25 protein-coding genes are annotated in these 23575 nt (G+C 68.4%); 10 read left to right on the top strand and 15 right to left on the bottom strand.

All coding sequences use genetic code 11. The annotated features are described in order from the left end of the window. Nucleotides 1-32: 32 nt before the first annotated feature. The 6 genes from KZX42_RS05105 to KZX42_RS05130 form a co-directional block, all read right to left on the bottom strand. Nucleotides 33-1253 carry a DUF2336 domain-containing protein gene (locus tag KZX42_RS05105; protein ID WP_248117694.1) on the bottom strand — a complete coding sequence of 407 codons (1221 nt, stop codon included), beginning with the start codon at nt 1251-1253 and terminating at the stop codon, nt 33-35. Nucleotides 1254-1295: 42 nt separating this feature from the next. Continuing rightward, nucleotides 1296-1544: a hypothetical protein gene (locus KZX42_RS05110; RefSeq protein WP_248117696.1), complete on the bottom strand. Its 249-nt coding sequence runs from the start codon at nt 1542-1544 to the stop codon at nt 1296-1298. A gap of 2 nt (nt 1545-1546) precedes the next feature. Further along, nucleotides 1547-2191, bottom strand: coding sequence for an OmpA family protein (locus KZX42_RS05115; RefSeq protein WP_248117698.1), 645 nt, complete (start codon nt 2189-2191; stop codon nt 1547-1549). Beyond that, a complete protein-coding gene (locus KZX42_RS05120; RefSeq protein ID WP_248117700.1) occupies nt 2188-2748 on the bottom strand; it encodes a hypothetical protein in 561 nt (186 codons plus the stop codon). The genes KZX42_RS05115 and KZX42_RS05120 overlap by 4 nt, the downstream gene beginning before the upstream one ends. 173 nt (nt 2749-2921) lie before the next feature. Beyond that, nucleotides 2922-3902: a cysteine synthase A gene (gene cysK, locus KZX42_RS05125; RefSeq protein ID WP_248117702.1), complete on the bottom strand. Its 981-nt coding sequence runs from the start codon at nt 3900-3902 to the stop codon at nt 2922-2924. A 122-nt stretch (nt 3903-4024) separates the two neighbouring features. Further along, complete coding sequence (locus KZX42_RS05130; protein ID WP_248117704.1) at nt 4025-4507, bottom strand: Lrp/AsnC family transcriptional regulator; 483 nt, start codon at nt 4505-4507, stop codon at nt 4025-4027. Between the two features lie 84 nt (nt 4508-4591). Between KZX42_RS05130 and KZX42_RS05135 the strand changes: the two genes are divergently transcribed. Continuing rightward, nucleotides 4592-5494 carry a DMT family transporter gene (locus KZX42_RS05135; RefSeq protein ID WP_248117706.1) on the top strand — a complete coding sequence of 301 codons (903 nt, stop codon included), beginning with the start codon at nt 4592-4594 and terminating at the stop codon, nt 5492-5494. A gap of 42 nt (nt 5495-5536) precedes the next feature. Here the strand turns inward: KZX42_RS05135 and KZX42_RS05140 are convergent, their stop codons facing one another. Then, a complete protein-coding gene (locus KZX42_RS05140; RefSeq protein ID WP_248117708.1) occupies nt 5537-7030 on the bottom strand; it encodes a PAS domain-containing methyl-accepting chemotaxis protein in 1494 nt (497 codons plus the stop codon). A 201-nt stretch (nt 7031-7231) separates the two neighbouring features. Here KZX42_RS05140 and fliI point away from each other — a divergent pair, with 201 nt between their 5' ends. The 4 genes from fliI to KZX42_RS05160 all read left to right on the top strand — a co-directional run bounded on the left by fliI (nt 7232) and on the right by KZX42_RS05160 (nt 11738). Beyond that, nucleotides 7232-8575, top strand: coding sequence for a flagellar protein export ATPase FliI (gene fliI, locus KZX42_RS05145; RefSeq protein ID WP_248117710.1), 1344 nt, complete (start codon nt 7232-7234; stop codon nt 8573-8575). Nucleotides 8576-8582: 7 nt separating this feature from the next. Next, nucleotides 8583-8993, top strand: coding sequence for a flagellar export protein FliJ (locus KZX42_RS05150; RefSeq protein WP_248117712.1), 411 nt, complete (start codon nt 8583-8585; stop codon nt 8991-8993). Next, complete coding sequence (locus KZX42_RS05155; RefSeq protein ID WP_248117713.1) at nt 8983-10239, top strand: endo-1,4-beta-xylanase; 1257 nt, start codon at nt 8983-8985, stop codon at nt 10237-10239. Before KZX42_RS05150 ends, KZX42_RS05155 begins: the two co-directional genes overlap by 11 nt. A gap of 95 nt (nt 10240-10334) precedes the next feature. Next, nucleotides 10335-11738 carry a serine hydrolase gene (locus KZX42_RS05160; RefSeq protein WP_248117715.1) on the top strand — a complete coding sequence of 468 codons (1404 nt, stop codon included), beginning with the start codon at nt 10335-10337 and terminating at the stop codon, nt 11736-11738. Nucleotides 11739-11801: 63 nt separating this feature from the next. Here the strand turns inward: KZX42_RS05160 and ctrA are convergent, their stop codons facing one another. After that, nucleotides 11802-12503: a response regulator transcription factor CtrA gene (gene ctrA / locus KZX42_RS05165; protein WP_135193504.1), complete on the bottom strand. Its 702-nt coding sequence runs from the start codon at nt 12501-12503 to the stop codon at nt 11802-11804. A 374-nt stretch (nt 12504-12877) separates the two neighbouring features. Here ctrA and KZX42_RS05170 point away from each other — a divergent pair, with 374 nt between their 5' ends. Together KZX42_RS05170 and KZX42_RS05175 are read left to right on the top strand one after the other, a co-directional pair. Next, complete coding sequence (locus KZX42_RS05170) at nt 12878-13231, top strand: chromosomal replication initiator DnaA (RefSeq protein ID WP_248117717.1); 354 nt, start codon at nt 12878-12880, stop codon at nt 13229-13231. Then, entirely contained in the window at nt 13228-13947 is a 720-nt protein-coding gene (locus tag KZX42_RS05175) for a DUF6456 domain-containing protein (protein ID WP_248117719.1), read from the top strand. The genes KZX42_RS05170 and KZX42_RS05175 overlap by 4 nt, the downstream gene beginning before the upstream one ends. Here the strand turns inward: KZX42_RS05175 and KZX42_RS05180 are convergent. Further along, entirely contained in the window at nt 13944-15173 is a 1230-nt protein-coding gene (locus KZX42_RS05180) for a heparan-alpha-glucosaminide N-acetyltransferase domain-containing protein (RefSeq protein ID WP_248117721.1), read from the bottom strand. The two genes, KZX42_RS05175 and KZX42_RS05180, sit on opposite strands and share 4 nt — an antisense overlap. Before the next feature lie 48 nt (nt 15174-15221). Between KZX42_RS05180 and KZX42_RS05185 the strand changes: the two genes are divergently transcribed. Then, entirely contained in the window at nt 15222-17318 is a 2097-nt protein-coding gene (locus KZX42_RS05185; RefSeq protein WP_248117722.1) for a TonB-dependent siderophore receptor, read from the top strand. Between the two features lie 3 nt (nt 17319-17321). Here the strand turns inward: KZX42_RS05185 and KZX42_RS05190 are convergent, their stop codons facing one another. After that, nucleotides 17322-17765, bottom strand: coding sequence for a SufE family protein (locus KZX42_RS05190; RefSeq protein ID WP_248117723.1), 444 nt, complete (start codon nt 17763-17765; stop codon nt 17322-17324). Between the two features lie 161 nt (nt 17766-17926). Between KZX42_RS05190 and KZX42_RS05195 the strand changes: the two genes are divergently transcribed. Beyond that, nucleotides 17927-19627, top strand: a complete 1701-nt coding sequence (locus KZX42_RS05195) for a HAMP domain-containing sensor histidine kinase (protein ID WP_248117724.1) — start codon at nt 17927-17929, stop codon at nt 19625-19627. A gap of 10 nt (nt 19628-19637) precedes the next feature. Here the strand turns inward: KZX42_RS05195 and KZX42_RS05200 are convergent, their stop codons facing one another. After that, nucleotides 19638-20195: a hypothetical protein gene (locus KZX42_RS05200; protein ID WP_248117725.1), complete on the bottom strand. Its 558-nt coding sequence runs from the start codon at nt 20193-20195 to the stop codon at nt 19638-19640. Between the two features lie 42 nt (nt 20196-20237). Continuing rightward, the gene (locus tag KZX42_RS05205; RefSeq protein WP_248117726.1) at nt 20238-21059 is read right to left on the bottom strand and encodes a hypothetical protein; all 822 of its coding nucleotides are present in this window, start codon (nt 21057-21059) and stop codon (nt 20238-20240) included. Nucleotides 21060-21153: 94 nt separating this feature from the next. Between KZX42_RS05205 and KZX42_RS05210 the strand changes: the two genes are divergently transcribed. Then, the gene (locus KZX42_RS05210) at nt 21154-21483 is read left to right on the top strand and encodes a DUF1491 family protein (protein ID WP_248117727.1); all 330 of its coding nucleotides are present in this window, start codon (nt 21154-21156) and stop codon (nt 21481-21483) included. A 2-nt stretch (nt 21484-21485) separates the two neighbouring features. Here the strand turns inward: KZX42_RS05210 and KZX42_RS05215 are convergent, their stop codons facing one another. The 3 genes from KZX42_RS05215 to KZX42_RS05225 form a co-directional block, all read right to left on the bottom strand. Further along, on the bottom strand, nt 21486-22487 hold the full coding sequence (locus KZX42_RS05215) for an SRPBCC family protein (RefSeq protein ID WP_248117732.1): 1002 nt from the start codon (nt 22485-22487) through the stop codon (nt 21486-21488). Nucleotides 22488-22538: 51 nt separating this feature from the next. Continuing rightward, a complete protein-coding gene (locus tag KZX42_RS05220) occupies nt 22539-23084 on the bottom strand; it encodes a MarR family transcriptional regulator (RefSeq protein ID WP_248117734.1) in 546 nt (181 codons plus the stop codon). An 82-nt stretch (nt 23085-23166) separates the two neighbouring features. After that, complete coding sequence (locus tag KZX42_RS05225; RefSeq protein ID WP_248117735.1) at nt 23167-23571, bottom strand: helix-turn-helix domain-containing protein; 405 nt, start codon at nt 23569-23571, stop codon at nt 23167-23169. Nucleotides 23572-23575: the final 4 nt, after the last annotated feature.

Consider the following 23575-nt stretch of genomic DNA (forward strand, 5'->3'; position numbering starts at 1 on the left):
CACGTTACTGCATATATCTGTAGTGGTGAAGCTCAGCGGCCGAAGTCTTCGGCCAGAACCATCATCGCCGCGCGTTCGGGCGCCGAATATTCGTCGACCACATCGTCCTCGCCGTCGCGTATGGCCCGTAACAGACTGGGCGTCAGCGCCGAGGACAGAGACCAGTTCCAGTAACGCAGAACCGTCTGCGCCCGGTCCACGGCCAGCATCTCATAGGTGATCTGCACCCGCTCCCAATCGGGATGCACGTGACCATCGGCCGTCGTCTCGGGCCGCCGCATCGAGCGCCACAGACTGGTCAGGTCGGCGCGCGACATACCCGTGGCCTTGCACAATATGGCCAGCGGCTCGCCGCCCGGATCGCCCAGCAGCTTGGCGCCCGTCAGCGGCTTGACCCCCGACAGGAAGGCGATCTCCGAAGCCGTCTCGCGCGTCAGCCCGTCGCGGCCGGCGACCATGACGGCCTGTTCCAGGCTGTCGAAGGGGCTCTTGGCGATGGCGCCGCGATTGCGCTGGCGCCGCTCGATGAACTGCAGGGCCTTGCGCGCCACCGGGTCGGACCAGTCCTCGGCCGCAGCCATGCCGAACACATCCTCGGACGCCTCCTGCATCACCTCGCGCGACACGGCGAACCGCTGCAGGATGGTGCGACGGTCGTCCGGCCCGCACCACCAGAACATGATATAGGCGCCCGACGGCCTCAGTTCGGGGCGTTTCAGCAAAAGGCCGCACAGGCCCGGCGACTGTCGGCTCAGGCCCACCACCGCCTCGATCCCCACCTGCGAGAGGCGGGCGGTCGGGTTTCGCAGCACCGCCTCCATCACCGCCATCTCGCCGAAGGAGAACAGGGTCTCGGTCACGATCTCGGACAGGCCGCGCCGGGCCGCGATCAGAAGGCGATGGTCGGCGCTGGCGTCGCGCGCGCAGCCGACGATGAGGGCGTCGCTCAGGGACGCGCATTGTTCGATCAGAAGCCCGGCGATCTCCACCTCGTCGCGCAGCAGGATGCGCGCCACGCTGTTGGGCAGTTCGGCCAGGGGCGCCAGGCGGGCGGCGACGCGCCGACGCTCCTCGCGCGAGGCCAGACGCAGCATCTCCACCAGCAGATCGCCCGTCACCGCGCGTTCGAAGGCGTTGATCCGGCTGGCGGGCAGCGACACCACATCGGCCAGACGCCTCAGCAGCGCCCGGCGCGCCCGCAGCGGCGTGTCGCCGCCCTGCTTATGCCCGATCATGGCTGTCAGTTCGCCCATTCGCCCAATCTAGGCGCGAGCGGTTAACCGGGCGTGAGGGCCTCAGCTCTTGTTGATCACCACCACGATGGCCAGGATGACGAACAGGATCAACGCCAGGATGCGCGCGATCCACGGCGCGGCGACGAAGACGCCCAGAACGGTGAAGCCGCTTTTCACCGCCTCGGGCCGGGTCAGGGCCTGTTTGAACGTGCCGCCTTGGCCGCCCGCGATCGGATGGCCGCAGTTGGGACAGGCTACGGCCGCCTCGGACACCTGACGCGCGCAGGCCGGACAGGGGATCAGCGCCATGATCAACCCCCCGCCTGCGGGGTGATGCGGATTTCGACGCGCCGGTTCTTCTGACGGCCCGCCGGGTCGTCTGCGCCGTCCGGCCTGACGTTGGGCGCAACGGGGCGACGTTCGCCGAAGCCCTCTGCTTTCAGCGACCGGCCGGCGGGGCCTTGCAGCCGATCCGCCACAGCCCGCGCGCGTCTCAGCGACAGACCCTCGTTATAGGCGTCATCGCCTTTGGCGTCGGTATGGCCGCCGATGCTGACCTGGGCGCGCGGATAGCTTTTCAGCAGCTCGGCCGCCCGCGCCAGAGCCGGTTCCGCATCGGGTCGGATCGTGGCCTTGTCGAAGTCGAAAAGGACGTCGGCCGGCAGGTCGATCACGATGACGCCGTCGCTGCGCCGCGCATTCAGTTCGCTCAGCAGGGTGCGGGTCGTCTCCACCCGCTCGGGCGCGACCTCGGACGAGACGAAGACGCTCTGCAACTCGCTGTCCGGTCCCGCCTTGTCGAAGGTGGAGCGCGGGGTCTCCACCTTTTCGAAGGTGGACTTCATGCCGATGGCGCTGCCGCTCATCAGCCGCACGGTCAGGGCCGAGGCCGTGCAGGGCGCCAGACCGGCGGCCAGCAGGGCGGCCGCCATGGCGGGCGCATGCCGGCCCGTCATCCGGCGGCTCCTGCGCTCGCCGCCTGGGCCGTCAGCGGAATGGTCATGCGCAGAAACGGGCCGATGATGCTGTCCGACGTCGAACCCTCGTTGAACACCAGCGAGATCTGCGGCGTCCCCGCCGGAACGGCGCCCATGAAAACCAGGCGGCCGTTCATGGTGTCGCCCTTGACGATGTTCATGTTCGGATTGCCCTCGGGCGGCTTCAGACGCAGCTTCTGACCGTTGGGCAGTTCGATATAGGTGGCGGCGGTGGCCATCTCGACATTGTTGGTCATGTCGCTGGCGAAGGAGATGCTGACGTCCAGGATGGTGGCGTCCTCGGCCAGATCGACGTTCTTGACCCGCACCGTGGCCCCGACCTCGGTCACGCCCTGCACATCGACCGGCACGGTGCGGGTCTGGCGCGGCTGAGCGGTGACGGGGGTGTTGGCGGCGGCGGCGGCCTGCTGTTCGGGGGACATGGCGGCGTCGGCCTTGTCCTCGTTGTTCGAACAGGCGGCCAGGGCCAGGGCGGACACCCCGGCGGCGGCGATCAGGCGAAGGGCGACAGGCATGGAACGCTCCGGCGTTGTTGATCCAACGCGCGTCCGCCCGCCTCCCAAGCGGAGCCGCACGCGCGTCCGCTATCGAACACGCGAACGGCGAAAAGGCTCCGCTTGGCGATCGGTCGCTTTCCGACAGCGCCACGCGGCGGCGGCGTCGTCGGAAAGCGGAAAACAAGCGCCGACTAAAGGCCCTCGAACAGCGCCGTCGAAAGATAGCGTTCGGCGAAGGACGGGATCACCACCACGATGGTCTTGCCCGCATTCTCGTCGCGCGCCGCCAGCCGGAAGGCCGCCGTCAGGGCCGCGCCGGAGCTGATGCCGACCGGAATCCCCTCGACGCGGGCGGCCTTGCGCGCCATGTCGAAACTGTCGTCGTTGGACACCTGCTCCACCCCGTCCACGACCGAGGGGTCATAGATGGCGGGCACGAAGCCGGCGCCGATTCCCTGGATCTTGTGCGGTCCCGGCTGGCCGCCCGACAGCACAGGCGACGCCTCGGGCTCCACCGCGATCATCTGGACGGACGACTTTTTGGCCTTCAACGCCTGGCCGACGCCCGAGATGGTGCCGCCGGTGCCGACGCCCGCCACGATGATGTCCACGGCGCCGTCGGTGTCGTTCCAGATTTCCTCGGCCGTCGTCACCCGGTGGATGGCGGGGTTGGCCAGGTTCTCGAACTGCGAGGGGCTGATGGCGTTCGGGGTCGAATCCAGCAGTTCCTGGGCGCGGGCGATGGCGCCCTTCATCCCCTTCTCGGCCGGCGTCAGCTCCAGCTGCGCGCCCAGAAGGGCCAGCATCTTGCGCCGTTCGATCGACATGCTCTCGGGCATGCACAGGATCAGCTTCAGCCCCTTGGCGGCGGCGACGAAGGCCAGGGCGATGCCGGTGTTGCCGCTGGTGGGTTCGATCAGCACGGTGTTCTGGTCGATCTCGCCCGCCTGCTCCAGCGCCTCGACCATGGCCACGCCGATCCTGTCCTTGACCGAGGCGATGGGATTGAAGAACTCCAGCTTGGCCAGCACCGTGGCCTTGGCGCCGTATTCGGCCGACAGGCGCGGCAGGCGCACGAGCGGGGTGTCGCCGATGGTGTCGATGATCGAATCATACACCTTGCCCCGACCCTTCTTCAGGTGGCGGGCGGCGTCATAGCTGAAGTCGGACATGAGGAAGGTCTCCGTGAAACTGCGGCCCGTAACAGATAAGGCCTGAGGGCCCAGCGCAAGGGGCCGCGCACGATCATTTCTGCGCGAGACCTTCAGAGCGGCTGCCTTTCGACCGTCCGCCTCTAGCGCCCCAGCACCGCGCGAGCGGGGTCGAAGGCGACCACTTCGCGGATCACGATCATGCTCTTGAAGCCGCGCACGCCTTTTTCGGGGACCAATTCGCGAATGCCGAACGCCTCGTAATCCTGCATGGAGCGGACGGCGACGGTCAGCAGATAGTCGGTCTCGCCGGTCACGTCCCAGCAGCCCTGAACCTCGGGGCTGGCCTTCATGGCGCGCTGGAAGGCGTCCATCATCTTGCGGTCCTGGGTGTTCATCTCGACCTGGACATGAAGGACGATGCGCGGCTCGATCCGGGCCGGATCGATCATGGCCACGTCGCGCACGATCACCCCCTCGGCTCGCAGCCGCCGCAATCGCCGCAGCACCGCCGATTCCGACAGACCCACCGCCTCGGCCGTCACCCGCGCCGGTTCCTGATTGTTGCGACGGACGCGATCCAGCAGCCTGTGGTCGAACGCATCCAGCGTGACGAAATTCGTCATTTGATACCCTTCTATGCCGGATTCAGCCGCATTCAGGCCGGAAATCGCCGGGAAGCGCAACCTTATTTGGGCTAGTCATCGGCCATGACCGCCGTGGCCCTGAAATCGCACCTGTCCTCGCCGCTGATGGCGCGGCTGATCCCCTATCTGGCGCTGTTCGGCGGCATGATGACGCTGGCGTGCGGCACCTCCTTCGCCAAGACCCTGTTCCCCGTGATCGGGGCGCAGGGAACGACCGCCTACCGGGTCGGTCTGTCGGCCGTCATTCTGGTCGCGGTGTTCCGGCCCTGGCGGTTCCGCCTGACGCGCGCCGATCTGGGCGCCGTGGCTATGTACGGCGTGGTGCTGGGGGCGATGAACCTCAGCTTCTACATGTCGCTGCGGACCATTCCGCTGGGGCTGGCCATCGCCATCGAGTTCATGGGACCGCTGACCCTGGCGCTGCTGCATTCGCGCAAGGCCGTGCACTTCGTCTGCATCGGCTTCGCCGTCCTGGGCCTGGGGCTGCTGCTGCCGCTGAAGACCGGCGTGGGCGCGCTGGATCCGGTGGGAATGGGTTTGGCCGCATTCGCCGGCCTGTGCTGGGCGCTGTATATCGTGTTCGGCAAGCGGCTGTCGCACCTGCACGCCGGACAGTCGGTGGCCCTGGGCATGAGCGTGGCGGCCCTGGTCGTCGTGCCGTTCGGCGTGGCCCACGCCGGTATGGCCCTGCTGAACCCGGCCATCGTGCTGGCGGGCGTGGCCGTGGCGATCTTCTCCAGCGCCCTGCCCTATTCGCTGGAGATGGTGGCCCTTCGCGCCATTCCCAAACGCACCTTCGGCGTGGTGTTGAGCGCCGAACCGGCCGTCGGCGCCCTGGCCGGCCTGATCATCCTGCACGAGCATCTGACGGGACAGCAATGGCTGGCCATCGCCGCCATCGTCGCCGCCTCCGTCGGCGCCATCGCCACGACGCGCGAGCCGCAGACAGGGCCGGAGCCGGTTTAGTTTCGTCCTAAGGGCGCCGCAAAATGACGGCTGAAAGCCGCCTCAGAACTCCTCCCATCCGTCGCTGACGGTCGCCGTCGCCGCGCTTCCGGTGGCGTAGGCGCGGATGCGGGCGCGTTCGCGAGCCAGGGGAATGGGGCCGGCGCCGCGCGACAGATCGTGGACGCGCGGCGGGGCCTCTCCTGTCTCGAACCGTTCGACCAGTTGCGCCAACTGGTCCGTCTCGGTCTTCAGGCTGATCGCCGCCGCCGTGGTCTGTTCCACCATCGCGGCGTTCTGCTGCGTGACCTGATCCATCTGGTTGACGGCGCTGTTGACCTGGCTGAGGCCGGTCGCCTGTTCCTGGGCCGAGGCGGCGATTTCGGAGACCAGGGCGTCCATCTCGGCCACCTTGACGGCGATGGCCGCCAGCGCCGCGCCGGTTTCATTCACCAGTCGAACCCCGTGCGAGACCTCCTGGCCCGAGGTGGTGATCAGGGTCTTGATCTCCTTGGCGGCGTCGGCCGAACGCTGCGCCAGGGCGCGGACCTCTGACGCCACCACGGCGAAGCCGCGGCCCGCCTCGCCTGCGCGGGCCGCCTCCACCCCGGCGTTCAGGGCCAGCAGATTGGTCTGGAAGGCGATCTCGTCGATCACTCCGATGATGTCGCTGATCTGGGTCGAGCTGCGCTTGATGCCGTCCATGGCCTCCACGGCCTGACGCACGACCTCGGACGAGCGATCCGCCTCGGCGCGGGCGCCGGCGGCGGCGGTCGAGGCCTGACGGGCGCCGTCCGCGCTGCGTTTGACGGTGGCGGTGATCTGATCCAGCGCCGCCGCCGTCTCCTCCAGACTGGCCGCCTGCTGTTCGGTGCGGCGCGACAGGTCGTCCGAGGCGCCGGAGATTTCGCCCACCCCGCCGCGCAAGGCCGTGATGGCCCCCAACGCCTGGCCCAGGGTCTGGCGCAGGCTTTCGACCGCCGCATTATAGTCGTCGCGCACCCGCAGATGCGCCCCCTCGACCGGCGCGTCGATCCGCGCGGTCAGGTCGCCCGCCGACAGGCGCGCCAGCACTCCGGCCAGGGCCTCGACCAGAACGGTCTGGGCCTGTTCGGCGGCGATCCGCGCCGTCTCGCGCCGGGCCGCCTCCTGCTCCTGTTCGGTGATGTCGATGGCCAGTTTGATCACCTTCACCGGCCGCCCATCGGGACCGAAGACCGGGTTGTAGGACGCCTGCAGCCAGACCTCGCGCCCGCCCTTGGCCAGCCTGCGAAACTTGCGCGCCAGGAACCGGCCGGCGTTCAGTTCGCGCCAGAAGGCGGCGTATTCCGGCGAGGCCGCCTCAACCGGATCCATGAACTGCCGGTGATGCGCGACCCGTATTTCATCCAGACTGTAGCCCATGGTGGTCAAAAGGTTCTGATTGGCGTCGATGATCACGCCGTCCAGACTGAACTCGATCACCGCCTGGGATCGGCCGATGGCGGCCATCTTCCCATCCAGATCGGCCAAGCGGTCCTGCATCTGCACACGGGCCCGATGCGGCTTTGCGAACATGGTTCCACCCCTTCGCGATCAGCGAGCCCCCGCCCGCCTCGGTTGCAAGGTTGACACCCAATTGGTTTCGGAAGTCTTTCGCCCTTGAGTTGCATACCGCACACAACTCGCGTTACTGCAAAGGTTGGAATGGAAACCGACTTCATCGGTCGTTAACCACGATGGCCCATCTGATCGAGGTCTGTTCCTGGGGCCGTCCGCTTGCGTAATCTCGTCGCCGCCGTCGAAGCGATCGACCCGCTGGTCGTCACCGGCAAGGTGGCGGGCGTGTCGGGCCTGCTGATCGAGTCGCGGGGCGGCCTGTCGCGTCTGGCGGTCGGGGCGCGGGCCGAGATCGGCCGGCGCGGCCATGACCCCCTCCCGGCCGAAGTCGTCGGCTTTCGCGATTCCAAGGCCCTGCTGATGCCCTTCGGCCCGGTCGAGGGCGTGCCCCCCGGCGCCGACATCAGGATCATCGAGACCGCAGCCAGCGTGCGCCCCACCACCGCCTGGCTGGGCCGGATCATCGACGCCTTCGGCCAGCCGATCGACGGCAAGGGCCCCCTGCCTCAGGGGCCGGCGCCCTATCCGTTGCGCGCACCCCCGCCGCCCGCCCATTCCCGCGGCCGGGTCGGAGAGCGTCTGGACCTGGGCGTGCGCGCGATGGATGTCTTCACCACCACCTGCCGGGGCCAGCGGCTGGGCATCTTCGCCGGGTCGGGCGTGGGCAAGTCGGTGCTTTTGTCCATGCTGGCCAAGGAGGCGACCTGCGACGCCGTCGTCGTCGGTCTGATCGGCGAACGCGGCCGCGAGGTGCGCGAGTTCGTGGAAGAGACCCTGGGCGAAGAGGGGCTGAAACGCGCCGTCGTGGTGGTCGCCACCAGTGACGAACCGGCCCTGAAACGGCGCCAGTCCGCCTATATGACCATGGCCATCGCCGAGTTCCTGCGCGATCAGGATCTGGAGGTGCTGTGCCTGATGGACAGCGTCACCCGATTTGCGATGGCCCAGCGCGAGATCGGTCTGGCGGCGGGCGAGCCCCCGACCACCAAGGGCTATACGCCCACCGTCTTCACCGAACTGCCCAAGCTGCTTGAACGCGCCGGGCCTGGGCCGATCCGGCCGGACGGCACGACGGCGGCGCCCATCACCGCCCTGTTCACCGTTCTGGTGGATGGCGGCGACCATGACGAGCCGATCGCGGACGCCGTGCGCGGTATTCTGGATGGCCACATCGTCATGGACCGCAAGATCGCCGAGCGCGGGCGGTTCCCCGCCATCGACGTGCTGAAATCCGTCAGCCGCACCCTGCCCGGCTGCCAGACCCCGCCCGAGCGCGAACTGAACAAGCGGGCGCGCCAATGTCTGTCGGCCTATGCGAACATGGAGGAGCTGATCAAGATCGGCGCCTACCGCACCGGCGCCGATCCCATCGTAGACCGCGCCATCGCCCTGAACCCCGCGCTGGAGGATTTCCTGGGTCAGGACAAGGACGACGCCACCCGTCTTTCCGATTCCTTTACCCGGCTGGAAGCAATCCTCAATCAAGGCATGATCAGAGAGTGACGACGAAATGACCGCTTGGGCTCAATCCCTGATCCGCATCTCCAACTACGAGGTCGAGACGCTGCAGAAGCGCCTGGCCGAGATCGCCGAACGCCGCGCCGGCGCCGAGGTGCGCATCGCCGTTCTGGACGCCGAGGCCGAGGCCGAACGGGACCGCGCCCGCCTGGACGCCGAAGCCGCCCTGATGCTGGGCGCCTATCTGAACGGCTGGAAGGCCAGGAAGACCCAGGCCGAGGGCGACCTGTCGGTGCTGGACGCCGAGGAAGCCGGCGCCCGCGACGCCCTGACCGGCGCCTTCGAAGAGCTGAAGAAGTTCGAACACGTCGCCGAAACCACCCGCCTGAACCAGCTGGTCGCCATCGCCAAGCGCGAAACCGCCGCCTTCGACGAATTGGGTCTGCGGAAACGTGCGGTCTGACTCCAAAGATCCTCCCTCGCATGGCGGGGGAAGGGGACCGCGCGTAGCGTGGTGGAGGGGGCGGACGTCGCACGAACCGTCGACATTAGAACATGCTCATCAGGCTGACAGTCTACCTGAGGCCGCCCCCTCCACCGCTTCGCGGTCCCCCTCCCCCGTTCCGCTGCGCTTCTCGGGGGAGGATCTTACCCGTCGCACCGTCCTCGCCGCCCCTCTGGCCCTCGCCGCCTGCGACCGCTTCGCCTCGGCCGAGGCGACGCCGCCGAACGTTCGGCCGCTGAAATCCGTCGCCCCCGCCCCCTTCGGCGCGGCGATCAAGGCCAGCCAGATCGACGACCCGGACTGGGTCGCGCTGGCCCGCGCCAATGCCTCCCAACTCACGCCCGAGTGGGAGATGAAGATGGAATATATCCTGGCCGACGGCCTGGATCGCCCCAACTTCGATCGCTCGGACCGCATCGCCGCCTTCGCCCAGGCCAACGCCATGGCCCTGCACGGCCACACCCTGATCTGGTACGCGCAAGGGAAAGAGGCGTTCGAGGGCCTGTCCGGCCCCGCCTTCGACCGGGCCTTCGACGGCTATATCGCAACCACGGCCGGTCGTTATCGCGGCAAGGTCCGCAGCTGGGACGTGGTCAACGAGCCGATCCTGGACGACGGGTCGGGGATGCGCGACTGCCACTGGAGCGCCCGTTACGGCCACGACGGCTATATCCTGCGCGCCTTCGAAAGGGCGCGCGCCGCCGATCCGAAAGCCCTGCTTTTCCTCAACGAGTACAATCAGGAAAGCGTGCCGGCGAAGGGCGCGCAGTTCCTGAAACTGGTCGAGCGGTTGCTGAAAGCGGGCTGCCCGCTGCAGGGACTGGGGCTGCAATCCCACCTGTGGATCGACATCAAGCCGGGCGTGATCGCCGCCTTCATGCGCGAGGCCGCCCAGTTCGGCCTGCCGATCCATGTGTCTGAGCTGGACTGCACCCTGCGCACCGAGGACCGGCTGGACTTCCGCAGTCAGGCCGAACGCCTGACCGCCCAGGGGGCGCGCGTGACCGAACTGGCCCACGCCTTCGCCGCCCTGCCCGAGGCCCAGCAGTTCGCCTTCACCACCTGGGGCCTGCGCGACACCGACAGCTGGTATCGCCAGGGCGAAAAGGACGACGGCAAGGACAAGCCCCTGCCCTTCGACAGCTTCGGCCGTCCCAACCCGATGGCGGCGGCCATCGCTGCGGGGTTCAGGACCCCAGCCTGATCGGAAGGCGGCCGGTCGTCCGACGACGGCCTGGCGTTTTTTCGACGGCGTGCATCCGCAAGGCCCCCTCGCCGCCTCTTGTTGAAAGCGTCAGCGTGGCGCGTTCAGGAGAGACCGCCTTGCCCCATTCGCCCGTCGCCCCACGCACCACCGCCCGCCTGCTGGTCGCCGTCGGCACGCTCGCCCTCGCCTTCGGTCCCTTGGCGGCAAATCAGGCCAAGGCCCAGGACGTCGGGCGCATGGATCAGGTCGTGCGCGCCTCCAGCGACGCCGACGCCTTTTCGGGCGCCGTCCTGGTCGCGCGCGACGGCCGCATCCTGCTGGATCAGGGCTACGGCCTGGCCAATCGCGAGTGGAACATCCCCAACGACGGGGATGTGAAGTTCCGCCTGGGGTCCCTGTCCAAACAGTTCACCGCCGTCGCCGTCATGCTGTTGAACCAACAGGGCAAGCTCGACCTGGACGCGCCGATCAAGACCTGGCTGCCCGACGCCCCGGCCGCCTGGGACGCGATCACCCCGCGCCATCTGCTCAGCCACACGGCGGGCGTGCCGAACTTCACCGCCTTTCCCGACTATCAGGATTTGAAGACGCGGCCGTCGACGCTGGAGCAGTTGATCGCCCGGTTCCGCGACCGCCCGCTGAACTTCGCGCCCGGCTCGCGCTTCGCCTATTCCAACTCGGGCTATGTGTTGCTCAGCGCCATCGTCGAGGCGGCTGGCGGCCAGACCTACGCCGACTTCGTGACCGCCAACCTGTTCCAGCCGCTGGGCATGAACGACAGCGGCTATGACCGCCATGAGGTCGTCCTGCCCCGCCGGGCCTCGGGCTATGCGCCGGGCGCCGACGGGGTCGTCAACGCCGACTATGTGGACATGAGCATCCCGACCGGCGCCGGCGCCCTGTATTCAACGACCCACGACCTGCTGAAGTGGGAACAGGGTCTGTTCGGCGGCCGGCTTCTGAACGCCCAGTCCCTGACCGCCCTGACGACGCCCGTTCGCGACGGCTACGCCATGGGCCTGATCGTCAGCGAGTCCGATGGCCGGCGCCTGGTCTGGCACAATGGCGCCATCGAGGGCTTCAACACCTATATGGCCTATGATCCGGGCGACCGGACTGCCGTGATCGTGTTGGGCAATCTGAACGGCGAGGCGCCGGACAAGCTGGGCGCGGCCCTGGTCGCCCTGGCCCGCGGCGGGACCGTCACCCTGGCCAGCGAGCGCCGCGCCGTCGCCGTGTCGCCCGAGGCGCTGAGGGCCTATGAGGGCGTCTACGCCCTGTCGCCCGCCTTCGCCCTGACCGTGTCGGTCGTGGACGGCAAGCTGACGGCCCAGGCCACGGGCCAGAAGGCGTTCGAACTGACGGCGGAGGCCGAGGACGCCTTCTACCTGACCGCCGTCGACGCCCAGATCACCTTCACCCGCGACGCGACCGGCGCCGTCCATGGACTGGTCCTGCACCAGGGCGGCCGCGACATGCCGGCCAGGCGGCAGTAGGCGAAACGCAAAAACGCCCGCCGTTTCCGGCGGGCGTTTCGAAATCGGCAGATCGAAAAACGATCAGGCGGCGACGGTGACGACGCTCTCGGACGGGTCGCGCAGGACGTAGCCGCGGCCCCAGACGGTTTCGATGTAATGCTTGCCGTCGGCGGCGGTGGCCAGCTTCTTGCGCAGCTTGCAGATGAAGACGTCGATGATCTTCAGCTCGGGCTCGTCCATGCCGCCGTACAGGTGGTTCAGGAACATTTCCTTGGTCAGGGTCGTGCCCTTGCGCAGGGAGAGCAGCTCCAGCATCTGGTATTCCTTGCCGGTCAGATGCACGCGGTGACCGTTCACCTCGACCGTCTTGGCGTCCAGGTTCACGGCGATCTCACCAGTGTGGATGATGGCCTGGGCGTGGCCCTTGGAGCGGCGGACCACGGCGTGGGTGCGCGCGATCAGCTCGTCCTTGTGGAAGGGCTTGGTCATGTAGTCGTCGGCGCCGCCGCCGAAGGTCTTGACCTTGGTTTCGATCTCGTGGCTGCCCGACAGGATCATGACGGGGGTGTTGACCTTGCCCACGCGCAGCTGGCGCAGGACCTCAAGGCCGCTCATGTCCGGCAGGTTCAGGTCAAGAAGAATGAGGTCGTAGTCATAGATCTTGCCCAGATCGATGCCTTCTTCGCCCAGGTCGGTCGTGTAGACGTTGAAGCCTTCCGACTTCAGCATCAGTTCGATGCTTTGGGCAGTTGCGTGATCGTCTTCAATCAACAGGACGCGCATTCGTGCCCCTCCAGGCCATAGCTTTGCGGTAACCACCCTGACGCACGGCCGGGGTAACCTTGTTCGCAGGTTAAGACGTGAAAACCTTAAGAAGGGTTAACGTCATTCGATTGAGTCGAATCTAGGCTGATTTGCGAATCGCCGTCGAGTAGCCGGAGTCAACGATTCGAAATTTATTAACCATGTTCCCAGCCAAGCCACGCGGGACGTGAACGACGCCCGCCGCTATCCAGCGCATCGCCCATCTCACAACCTCAAGGCGGTTAAGGCGCCACGACCGATTTTGACGTCGAATAGGTTTTTATTCCTACCACGATGTCGGGACGCCTTATGGTGTCGGCGTCGGAGTTCAGAAGAACAGGGAGGCGTTCGCCGTGGAGGAGTATATCGTGCCGGTCAGCGAGGAGGACCGGATCAAGGCCGGGCTGGCCGTGCATCTGGTCGCCGTGCGCACCGGGGCCCTGCCGTCGCAGATGATGGGAAAGGGCCGGATGAATCCGCGCATGGCCCGTCCGCGCTGGCTGGCCATGTATCTGTCGCACATCGCCTTCGGCTGGACGCTGGAGCGGGTCAGCCACGTCTTCGGCGTCAATCGGGCCAGCGCCGGGGCCGCCTGTCGCTGGGTCGAGGACGAACGCGAACGCCGGCCGGTCGACGATCTGCTGAGCGAGTTGGAGACCTGCATCCAGACCCTGTATCAGCCGCCCGTAATGGACCTGGCCCGATGAGCCGCATCGTGGAGCGGGCGCGCAGCCTGATGAACCGCCCCGACGCCTGGCTGGCCCCCAGCGGCGACGGCGACGGCTATGCGCTGCGGCTGTCGGCGGATCGGCGCAGTCGGATCAGCCTGACGCTGAACGAGGCCGAGTTCCGCGCCCTGATCGAAAGGCCCGGTCTGCGCGCGCGGCCCGGCGGCGGCTGGCAGGCCCGGCCCGAGGGAGAGACGGCGGCTTCGCCTCCGCCCGGCCGACCGGGCATGGTCCTGGGCGAACGGGACCTGATCCAGCCCGACGGTCGGGTGGCGCGACGGGCGGCCAATCTGGGCGAAAGCCCCATCGCCTGGCTGGCGCGGCGAAAGGACGTCTCGGGCCGCCCCTGGCTGACGCCGGCCGAGGCGGCGGCGGGGGAGCGTCTGCGGCGCGAAGCCGAGTTCGCCCTGCGCGGCCCGTCCCTGACCATGCGCTGGGACGCCCTGCCGACGTCCGGCGCCGGAACCGCCGCGCGGCTGGAGCCCAGCGACCGCGCCCTGTCGGCCGGGCGTCGGGTGGAGGCGGCGCTGGCGGCGGTCGGCCCGCGCCTGCGTCCGATGCTGAACCGCATCTGCATCCATGGCGACAGCCTGCAACTGGCCGAAACCGGGCTGGGCCTGCGTCGCCGCCAGGGCAAGACGGTGCTGAAACACGCACTCCAGGCCCTGGCCGAACATTATGGCATCGGGGTCTAGAGGTATTTCATCCAGGGCTGGCCGCTGGTCCGCTTGATCCGGCCGAACCAGCGGCAGGCGAACCAGCACGGGAGGGCGACGACGGCCGCCAGCGCCCAGAGCCAGCCCACGCCCGGCACCGCGAACCCATCGCCCTGATTGGCCCCGAACACCGCCAGCGCCGCCAGTTGCAGCATATGCAGGCCGTAGAGGTGGATCAGATAGAAGAACAGCGGGGCCGCGCCGAACACGGCCAATAGACCGACCAGCCGATCCGACGCCCGCTCCAGCCCCGCCAGCAGCAGGGCGCCACCACCCAGGGTCAGCAGGATGAAATCGGCCGACGGCGGATATTTGGTCAGGTTCAGCACGCTCATCGCCGTCTGCAAGGGCGTCGCCTGCACGGCCCAAGGCGTCGGATCGCCATACAGGTTGATCGCGCGAAGGACCGCGAACAGGGCCAGGGCCGAAAGGCCGGTCGCCGCCAGACGCTTCAGGCGCGCGGCTTGCGCCCCCGCGAACCAGGGACCGACCCCGTAGCCCAGGGCGATGACGCCGATCCACGGCAGCAACGGATAGGAGGTCCGGGCCTGTTCGACCCCCAGTCCCAACCCGGACAGGTCGATGAAGCCCCGGTCGTGCAGGATGGCCCAGATCGCATGGCCCGGCTGACCCGGCTGAACGCTGATCGCGTCAAGCAGATTGTGGCCCAGCACGATCGCCAGGCCCACCGCGATCAGGGCCGGGCGCGGCAGATGCGCCAGACCCGCCAGGGCGATCATCGACAGGCCGATGACCCAGATCACCTGCAGATAGATGGTCTGCGGCGTCAGGGAGAAGGTCCAGGCGAAACTGACCACCGTCAGCTCCAGCGCCACCAGGAACAGGCCGCGCTTCAGCAGAAAGCCCGAGGCGGCCCGCGCCCGGTTCCCGCCCGCCGCGGTCTTGTCCGCATAGAGCCAGGCCGCCAGTCCCGTCAGGGCGACGAAAACCGGAGCGCACAGGTGGGCCGACAGCCGGGTGAAGAACAGGCCGGGCGTCGTCGCCGACACGTCCATCGGGTCCAAGACCTGGGCGTGAATGAAGAAGAACTCCCGCGCATGATCGACCAGCATCAGCAGGATCACCAGTCCCCGCAGGGCGTCGATGGAGCGGATGCGCGCCCCGACGCCGGCGGCGGCGCGGGATCGGGCCACGGCGCGGCGCGGGGCGGAAGGCGAAAGCGTTGCGGCGGTTGACAGCGTCATGCCCGAGCGGATAGCCGATATAGTATAACGTTTCAAACGGAGCCTGACTTGTCCCTGCTTTCGAGCTGCGCCGGCGCCTGCCTGCTGGCCGCCGCCCAACCGCCTGTCGCCCCTGCGCCGGAGGCGGCTGTCGAACCGGCCGCCCTGGGCGAAATCGTCGTCCTGGGCCGTCGCACGGCGCCGCGCGACCGCACCCTGGGCGCCGGGCGCGACACCCAGACCATGTCCCCGTCCAGCCGCTCGATCGAGAACGACCTGATCCTGGCCGTCGGCGCCACCCGCCTGGTCGACGCCCTGGAGCTGGTCAGCGGCGTCAGTCAGCAGAACAACCGCGGCGGGGTGATGGACAATTTCGCCATCCGCGGCTTCCTCGGCACGCCGGACGGCGGGGCGGAATATTACGTTGACGGCTTCCTGGCCAATCGCGGCATGGCCCCGCCCCGCGACCCGGTCACGGCCGAACGGATCGAGGTGCTGAAGGGCCCGTCCGGCGCCCTGTTCGGCGACATCGATCCGGCGGGCCGCATCAATCTGGTGTCCAAGACGCCCAAGTTCGCGACCGCCGCCGTCTTCACCGGAACCGTCGGGTCCTTCGGTCTGAGACGCGGCGAACTGGACCTGACCGGCCCGATCACCGAGGAACTGGCCGGGCGGATCGTCCTGGCGGGCGAGACCAGCACGGGCTGGCGCGATCATGTCGGCCTGGACCGCACCGTGGTCGCGCCGTCCCTGACCTGGCGGCCCAACGCCGATCTGCGCCTGACCTATGTGGGAGAGTTCACCACTTTCACCACCTTGTTCGACCGGGGGATGCCCGCGATCAAAGGCGACGCCCTGGCCCTGCCGGAATCGAACTACTACGGCGAGCCGGGCGACGGCCAGACCCGGTTCCGCAACGAACGGCATCAAATCACGGGCGAATACGCCCTGAACGGCGCTTGGAGCCTGAACGGCGGGATCGCCTGGCGCGGCGGCTCGCTGCGTGGCCTGTCCAGCGATCAGTCGCGCCTGGTCGACGATCAGCTGTGGCGCCAGCGTCGGGGCCGCGACTTCAGCGTCGAGGACCTGTCGGCGCGGCTGGAGTTGAACGGCGCGGTCGCGACCGGCCTGGGCGTCCACAACCTCGCCTTCGGGCTCAAGGGCTACAAGCTGACCTATGGAGAGAAGTGGCTGCGGATCAATCCGACGGCGGCCAACCCCTATCCGATCAATGTCTTCAACCCGGTCTATGGCGCGGTTCCGGCGCCCGCGCCCCTGCCCTTCACCGACAATCTGGAGACGCGCGAGGTCGTGACCCTGTACGCCCAGGACCTGTGGGAGGTGAACGACCGCCTGAGCCTGTCGGCGGGCCTGCGGCTGGACGACTACAGCCAGAGCATCCGCAACAATCGCACCGGCGCGTTGGGTGAGGCGGCGGACACGCCGTTCGATTATCGCTTCGCCGCCCGATACCGCCTGACCGACACCATCACCGCCCACGCCAGCTATGGCCGGTCGTTCGTGCTGAACTCAGGCACGGGCCGCAACGGCGCGGGCTTCGCGCCCGAAAAGGGCCAGGGCTATGAGATCGGCCTGGCCGGCGCCTGGGAGGGACTGGACCTCGCCGCCACTGTCTTCGACATCGAGAAGTCGAACATCTTGACCACCGAACCCTATGACTCGACTGTTCTGGATCCCGGCAACTACCTGGCGCCAGTCGGCAAGCTGACCACGCGAGGGATCGAGCTGGACGGGTCGCTGAAGATCGACAACGCTTGGCAGGTGGTCGCCAACTACAGCTGGACCGACGCCAAGGCCGACGACAGCCGGTTCGCCAGCGACGCCGTGCTGAACGTGCCCGAACACTCGGGTTCGTTGTTCGTGATCGGCCGGTTCGCCACCCCGCACGGCACGGACTGGTCCTTCATGGCCGGCGCATCCTATGTCGGCGAGCGGGCCGGCGGTCTGGCGCTGGGCGCGCCCGAACTGCCCGCCTACTGGAAGGCCAAGGCGGCGCTGGACTATGGGCTGACCCGCCAGGTCACGGCGCGGGTCGAGGTCGACAACCTGTTCGACGAGCGATACGCCGCCAGCTCCTACAGCGCCCTGTGGATCTTCCCCGGCGCGCCGCGCAGCGTGCGCGCCTCGCTGAGGGTCGCGCTGTAACCTTCACCCCGCCGCCAGCGCCGCCTCCCTGATCCGCCCCACCATGCTGTTCAGGCCGTTGGCGCGCTGGCGGGTCAGGGCCGAGGGCAGGCCCAGGCGGTCCAGGGCGGCCCTGGAGTCGAAGGCCAGGATTTCGGACGGCGTGCGCCCGGAATACAGTTTCAGCAACAGGGCGATATTGCCCTTGGACAGGGCGCTGTCGCTGTCGGCGGCGAACCACAGGCGGCCGTCCGCAGCCATCACGGCCAGCCATACCTGGGCCGCGCAGCCCGGCACCTTGTTGGCCTCGACACGGTCGGCCTCGTCCAGCGGAGCCAGCCCCTTGCCCAGTTCGATCACATATTCGATCCGCTGCTCCCAATCGCCCAGCAGGTCGAAATCCTCGGCCAGTTCGGCCAGAGTCTGATCCAGGCTTTCGGTCGGGGGCGTGCGGGCGCTTGCGGTCATGGGCGCTGGATAGGCCGCCCGGCCGTTAACGACAACCGGCCGTTTTGTCCCCGGATATTCATGGTGAACGCCGCCATGGGGTTCGCCTGAGGGGGGAGCGGCCTCGCACCGACTCAAGGCGGGGACTAATCTGGGATCAGACAGAACACCGGCCCGACCGATTGACACCCTTCCCTCGCCACCGCTTCCAGGACGACCCGCGCCCGCCGCCGCAAGACGCCCAGACGGGCGCGCCGCTGGTGGCGCTGTGGCACGCCGTCTGGGCCGTGGCGGTCAGCCTGACGGCCTTGTCGGCCCAGATGGCGGGCAGCCTGCATAACGGGCCGCTGGCGGCGCTGCTGACCATGGCCCTGCCCGGAGTGCTGGGGGTGGCGCTGATGGTGCGCGACACCCTGGCGCTGCGCCTGACGATCATGGTCGCCTGGATGGTCGCGGCGACGGCGGCGGCGGGCCTGACCGGGGGCGTCACCGGCGCCCTGCCGGGCCTGGTCGTCCTGCCGCTGGCGGCCGGGGTGGCCCTGAATCACGAACGGAACGGCCGCGACGGCCTGACCTGGCTGGGGGTGGGCGGCCTGCTGCCGCCGCTGTTCAGCGGCCTGACGTCCAGTTGGCTGAACGGGCCGGAGGCGCAAGAACCGCTGCTGGCCGCCGCCTCGGCCTTCCTGGCCCTGGGCGCCGTGGGATCGGCCCTTCGCCTGACCTGGGGCCAGCGGCGGCTGCGGCTGATCGAGGCGCAGGACCAGGCCGACCGCATCGCCGCCCTGCTGCACGACCAGCCCGGCCTGACCCTTCTGCTGGAGCCGTCGGGCCATGCGGTCGCGACCTGGGGCGCCGCCCCGCCCGCCCTGTCGGTTCCGGCCCTGATCGACCAGGGGCTGGTGGCCAGCGCCCACGCGCCCGACCGGCCGGCCGTCGCCGCCGCCCTGTCGCGCGCCCTGTCGGGCCAGCCGGCCGAGGTGCAGTTCAGCCCGCGCAGCGCCCTGGACCGCCGCGTCATCCTGATCGTGGCGCCCTTCCATGATCCGGCCGCCAGCCGCCCCCGCCTGATCGCCCAGGCGTTCGACGGCACGGCCCAGTTCGCCCGCGAACTGGGGCTGGAGACCGCCCGCGTCGAGGCCGAGGCCCAGTCCGCCGGCAAGACCCGCTTCCTGGCCAATATGAGCCACGAACTGCGCACGCCGCTGAACGCCGTTCTGGGCTTCGCCGACATCATGCGCCAGCGCCTGTTCGGCCCCCTGCCCGACCGCTACGCCGGTTACGCCGACGCCATCCACCAGGCGGGCGGCCACCTGCTGGACCTGATCAACGACGTCTTGGACCTGTCCAAGATCGAGGCCGAACGCTATCAGCTGGCCGTCGCCGAGTTCGACGCGCGCGACGCCGTATCGGCCGCCGTCGCCCTGGTCCGGCTGCAGGCCGACGACAAGGGCGTGGATCTGGCCGCCGTCCTGTCGGCCGAACCGCTGAAGGTGCGCGCCGACGCCCGCGCCCTGAAGCAGATGGCGCTGAACCTGCTGTCCAATGCGGTCAAGTTCACCCCGGCCGGCGGCTCCGTCACCCTGACGCTGGACGCGGACGGCCCGGACCTGGAACTGGCGGTGTCGGACACCGGCGTCGGCATCGCCCCCGAAGACCTGAAACGCCTGGGCCGCCCCTTCGAACAGGCCGGCGGCGCCGACCAGAAGGCCCAAGGCACGGGCCTGGGCCTGTCCTTGGTCCGCAGCCTGACCGAACTGCACGGCGGCCGCATGACCATCGACAGCACCCTGGGCGAGGGCGCGGCGGTGCTGATCCGGTTGCCGGTGATGGTGGGCGCCGAACAGCCCAAGGCGACGCCCCCTCGCATCCTCGCCGAGACCTGACCGGCGGCTTTTATCCGGCCTCGCGCACCTTGTCGCAACGCTGCATGAACCGATGCGTCAGTTCGGCAGGCGGCGGCGGGTATCGGATGGCGCCGTCGCCATCCGCAAATCGCTCGCCGATCTCGAACCAGGCTCCACCCAGCAAGGCGGCCAGCTCGCTCCTGGACGGATGCAGCCGGTAGGAGGCGAACATGTCGAAGCCGCCGTACTCCCAGACGGGCTCGCCCAACAGCGAGACACCCGGGCTTCGAAGCCCGAACATCGGCAGCAGTTGCGGAGGACCGCCCAGGTCGGTCGCAAAACCGTAGGCGTCGCCCCGCACATGCAAACTTCCGTCGGCTTCGCAGGTCAGCAGCAGCTCGGCGTCGGGCACCGTCGGGTAAAGACTGTCTCTTTTAGCGATCACCAGGGTCGGCGCACTCGCCCACGTCGCGGGGGCCTGGTCCCAAAGGTATTCGCGGTCGAAGTCCGGCTTGGCGACAACTCTCACAGGCGGGGGCGGCCGATCCTCCTTGGAGCAGGCCGAGGCCAGGATGAAGACGGCGGCGACTGACAGCATCTGGCGCATGGTGCGAAAGACGCACGTCAGGCGAACGCCGACAAGCCGAACCTAAACCCGCCCCATCGCCAAGAAGGCGCGGCCCGCCGCGAAGTCGCCGGCTTCGAAGGTGGAGCGGGCGATGCTGCCGTCGCGGAAGACGAACTCGACGGTGAAGACCTCGCGCGGGTCCAGCCGCGACAGGGCGTCGGCGGCTTCGGCGGGGAACAGCCAGGCCTGACCGTCCGCGCGGCCCTCGGACAGCAGGGTGCGGTCGGCCGCCTGCGTGCCCGCGGCCCAGAAGGCGCGGCGCTGGACCGCGGGGGGCAGACCCTGCGCCAGCCACGGGCGCGGCGCCACGTCGGCGTCGCGCATCACGATCCGAACGCCGGTCGGGCGCGACCGCCCCTGCCAGGACACCACGGCGGCCAGTTGGTCGGGCCGGTCCATGCCGCCCACCATGCCGAACCGCACGGGCGAGGCGCCGGTCACGGTCGCCTGCATCAGCCGCCAGGTCGGGCGCGCATAGGCGGCGCGGTCGGCGCTCCAGCCCCTGCGGTCGCCGGGAAACTGCATCCGCATGGTGCGCGACCAGCCGGAGAAGGCGGTCTGCACCCGGCCCTGAACCGTCTTCAGATCAGCCGAGCCGCAGGGCGTGGTGACCGCCCGCGCCCGCGCCCGCTGGGCCGTCTCGGCCAGTTGCCGGTCGTTGGCGCCCGCCCGCAGGGCCGCGCCCCGCGCCTGATAGGCGGCGGCCGTCAGGGCGGCGGTCAGTTGCGGCTCGAACAGACCGCAGCGGTCGTTGGCGGCCAGCACGAAGCTGCGCTCATAATAGCGGTCCTGTGGCGCGGCCATAGCGGCGACGGGCGTCGCCGCGATCAGCAGCGCCGACATCAGGGCTTGGGTCCGCCGGGGGGAAAGGCCTATCCTCATGCCTCGACCCTAGCGGCTCAGCGTTGGGGTTCCGTGTTCGAGCAGGGTTAGCGAATTGCTTCTTTCCAGCGACCTTTGGGTCAGCGCCCTGATCCGCCGCGCCCAGATCGAGGGCGCCTATGCGACCGTGGTCAACAAGGGCGACGACCGCGCCGGCTCGGTCATCGTCAAGGCCTACGACACCTCCACCCGCACCGCCCGCCTCTACACCGAAGCCTTCGGAACCGACGGCGACCGCCTGTGGATCCAGCCCGTCACGTCCGACAGCGAAAACGAACTGGACGCCTATATCGCCCGCCAGCGCGGGTATGACCCCGACCTGTGGGTGGTGGAGATCGAGGACCGGCAAGGCCGGCATTTCATCACCGAGACGGTGCAGGCCTGAGCTCAGGCCCGGCCGCGCTGCGCGTCGCGCTCGGCCCGTGTCTTGATGATGGTGAGCACGTTGGCCTGAATGTCGCCCATCATCAGTTCGCCCCATAGTTTGGCGTAGGCGTTGACGTGGGTCTTGGCGATGTAGCGGGTCGTCAGGGTCACTTCGGTCAGGCCGGGCGAGATCGGGCGCAGGACGTAATCGCCGGACTCGATCTTCAGGAACTCGCCATCCGGCGAAATATGCTTGTCGGTATAGTCCTGCACCGAACTGTTGGTGAAGTTGAAGTCCCAACCCAGTTTGCGGCCCGGCGCCCAGGCGACGATGCGTTCCTGGAAGTTGACGTGATCACCCCAATAGGCCGTCCGCACCGCCCCCACGCCGGTCCCGACGACGGTGGATTCCTTCGGGCGAGGGATGCCCAGGATATTGTGGGTGATGGTCCAGCGCCCCTCCTGTTCGCCGATGTCGCGACTGGACACCGCATAGGGCCAGATGTCCTCGGGCGCGGCGCGGACCACGACGGTGCGGCTCAGCGAAACGGCTTCGTGCGGCATGGGCAGCTGCGCCTCCACCATCGCCGCCGCCAGGGGAATGATCAGGAAACTGGACTGCAGCGTCCCGCCACGGCGATGACGCTGCGAGCGCATGATGAGCGCGCCCGCCCAGCCGCTGAGCAGCCAGACCGGCGACAGCATGACGATGCAGATGACGCCTTCATGCAGGATGAAGGCCGAAGCCAGACAGACGATCACGCCCAAAATCACGGGCGCCAGCCAGTAGAAGCCGATCGACCGGGTCTTGTCCGGGTCGCCGATGTAGCAGATCAGCGCGCACAGGACGGCCGGCAACAGGGCCAGAAACCATACGCTGGCGAACCAGATCGAACCTGCCCGCGACGCCGAAAACAGGACAAAGGCGCTGAACGCGATGGCCAGGGCCAGGGCGAAGCCCGAAAGGAGGCGTCCGCGCAGACGTCTGCGGGCGATGGAAATCTGGGGGTCTTTCTGGGTCATGACGGCCCCGTCAGTTGTTTCTGCAGAGAAAGAAATTGCAGGGCAAATGAATCATCCGCCTCGGTCCTGCTTGCCGACGAACTTGAGCAGGCCGACGACCTTTGACCCCATGCGGATCAGCCGCATCAGGGTGTCGGGCGGCACGTCCAGCATCTGCTGGTACCAGCCGTCGACGGTGTTGACGAAGCCCTGCAGACGCTCCAGCCGGGCGCGAACCTCGGGGGTGACGCCGGAACCCTGGGCGTCGACGCCGGCGACGGCCTCGTTGATGGCGGCCACCATCGGGTCGATCTCGCGCGCCTTGCGGCCCTGGGCGACCTTGGTGGCCATCTGCCAGAGATCGGTTTCGGCCTGATAGTGATCGCGACGGTCGCCCAGCACCGGAACCCGATGGATCAGCTTCCAGCTCAGCAGTTCCTTCAGACTGTTGGAGACATTCGACCGGGCGAGCCCCAGGGTCGTGGCGATGTCCTCAGCCGTCAGCGGCTGCTCGCTGAGATACAACAGCGCCTGGATCTGCGCGACCGAACGATTGACGCCCCACTGGGCGCCCAGGTCGCCCCAGCGCAGCACGATCTGTTCGACGGCGAACGGCAAGGATCGGTCACTTGTTTCTGTCATGACAGAAATAGACGACAAACACTGGTCTTTGTCAAGGTGCGGAGGGCGCCGACCGTCCCTACCCCTTGCGCCCATCAAACTCCGCCCGAGCCGCCTCGATGCGGTCGATGTTCTTTTCGGCCCACATCCAGACGCCGCAGAAGGCTTCGGCCAGGGTGAAACCCAGGTCGGTCAGGCGGTATTCGACCCTGGGCGGGATGACGGGATGGACGGTGCGGACGACCAGGCCGTCGCGCTCCATCTGACGCAGGGTCTGGGTCAGCATCTTCTGGCTGATCCCGCCGACCAGACCGCCGAGGCGGGTGAAGCGCTGCTCGCCGTGTTCGGCAAGGACCTCCAGGATCAGCATGGTCCATTTGTCGGCGACGCGGCCGATCACGTCGTTGACCAGGGCCTCGACGCGCGGATCGGCGACCTCTCCGGTCTCGGGATGAGCGATTCTGGCGGGCGGAAGCGTTGTCATAGCC

Source organism: Brevundimonas sp. EYE_349 (genome assembly GCF_023147505.1).
GTDB lineage: Bacteria > Pseudomonadota > Alphaproteobacteria > Caulobacterales > Caulobacteraceae > Brevundimonas.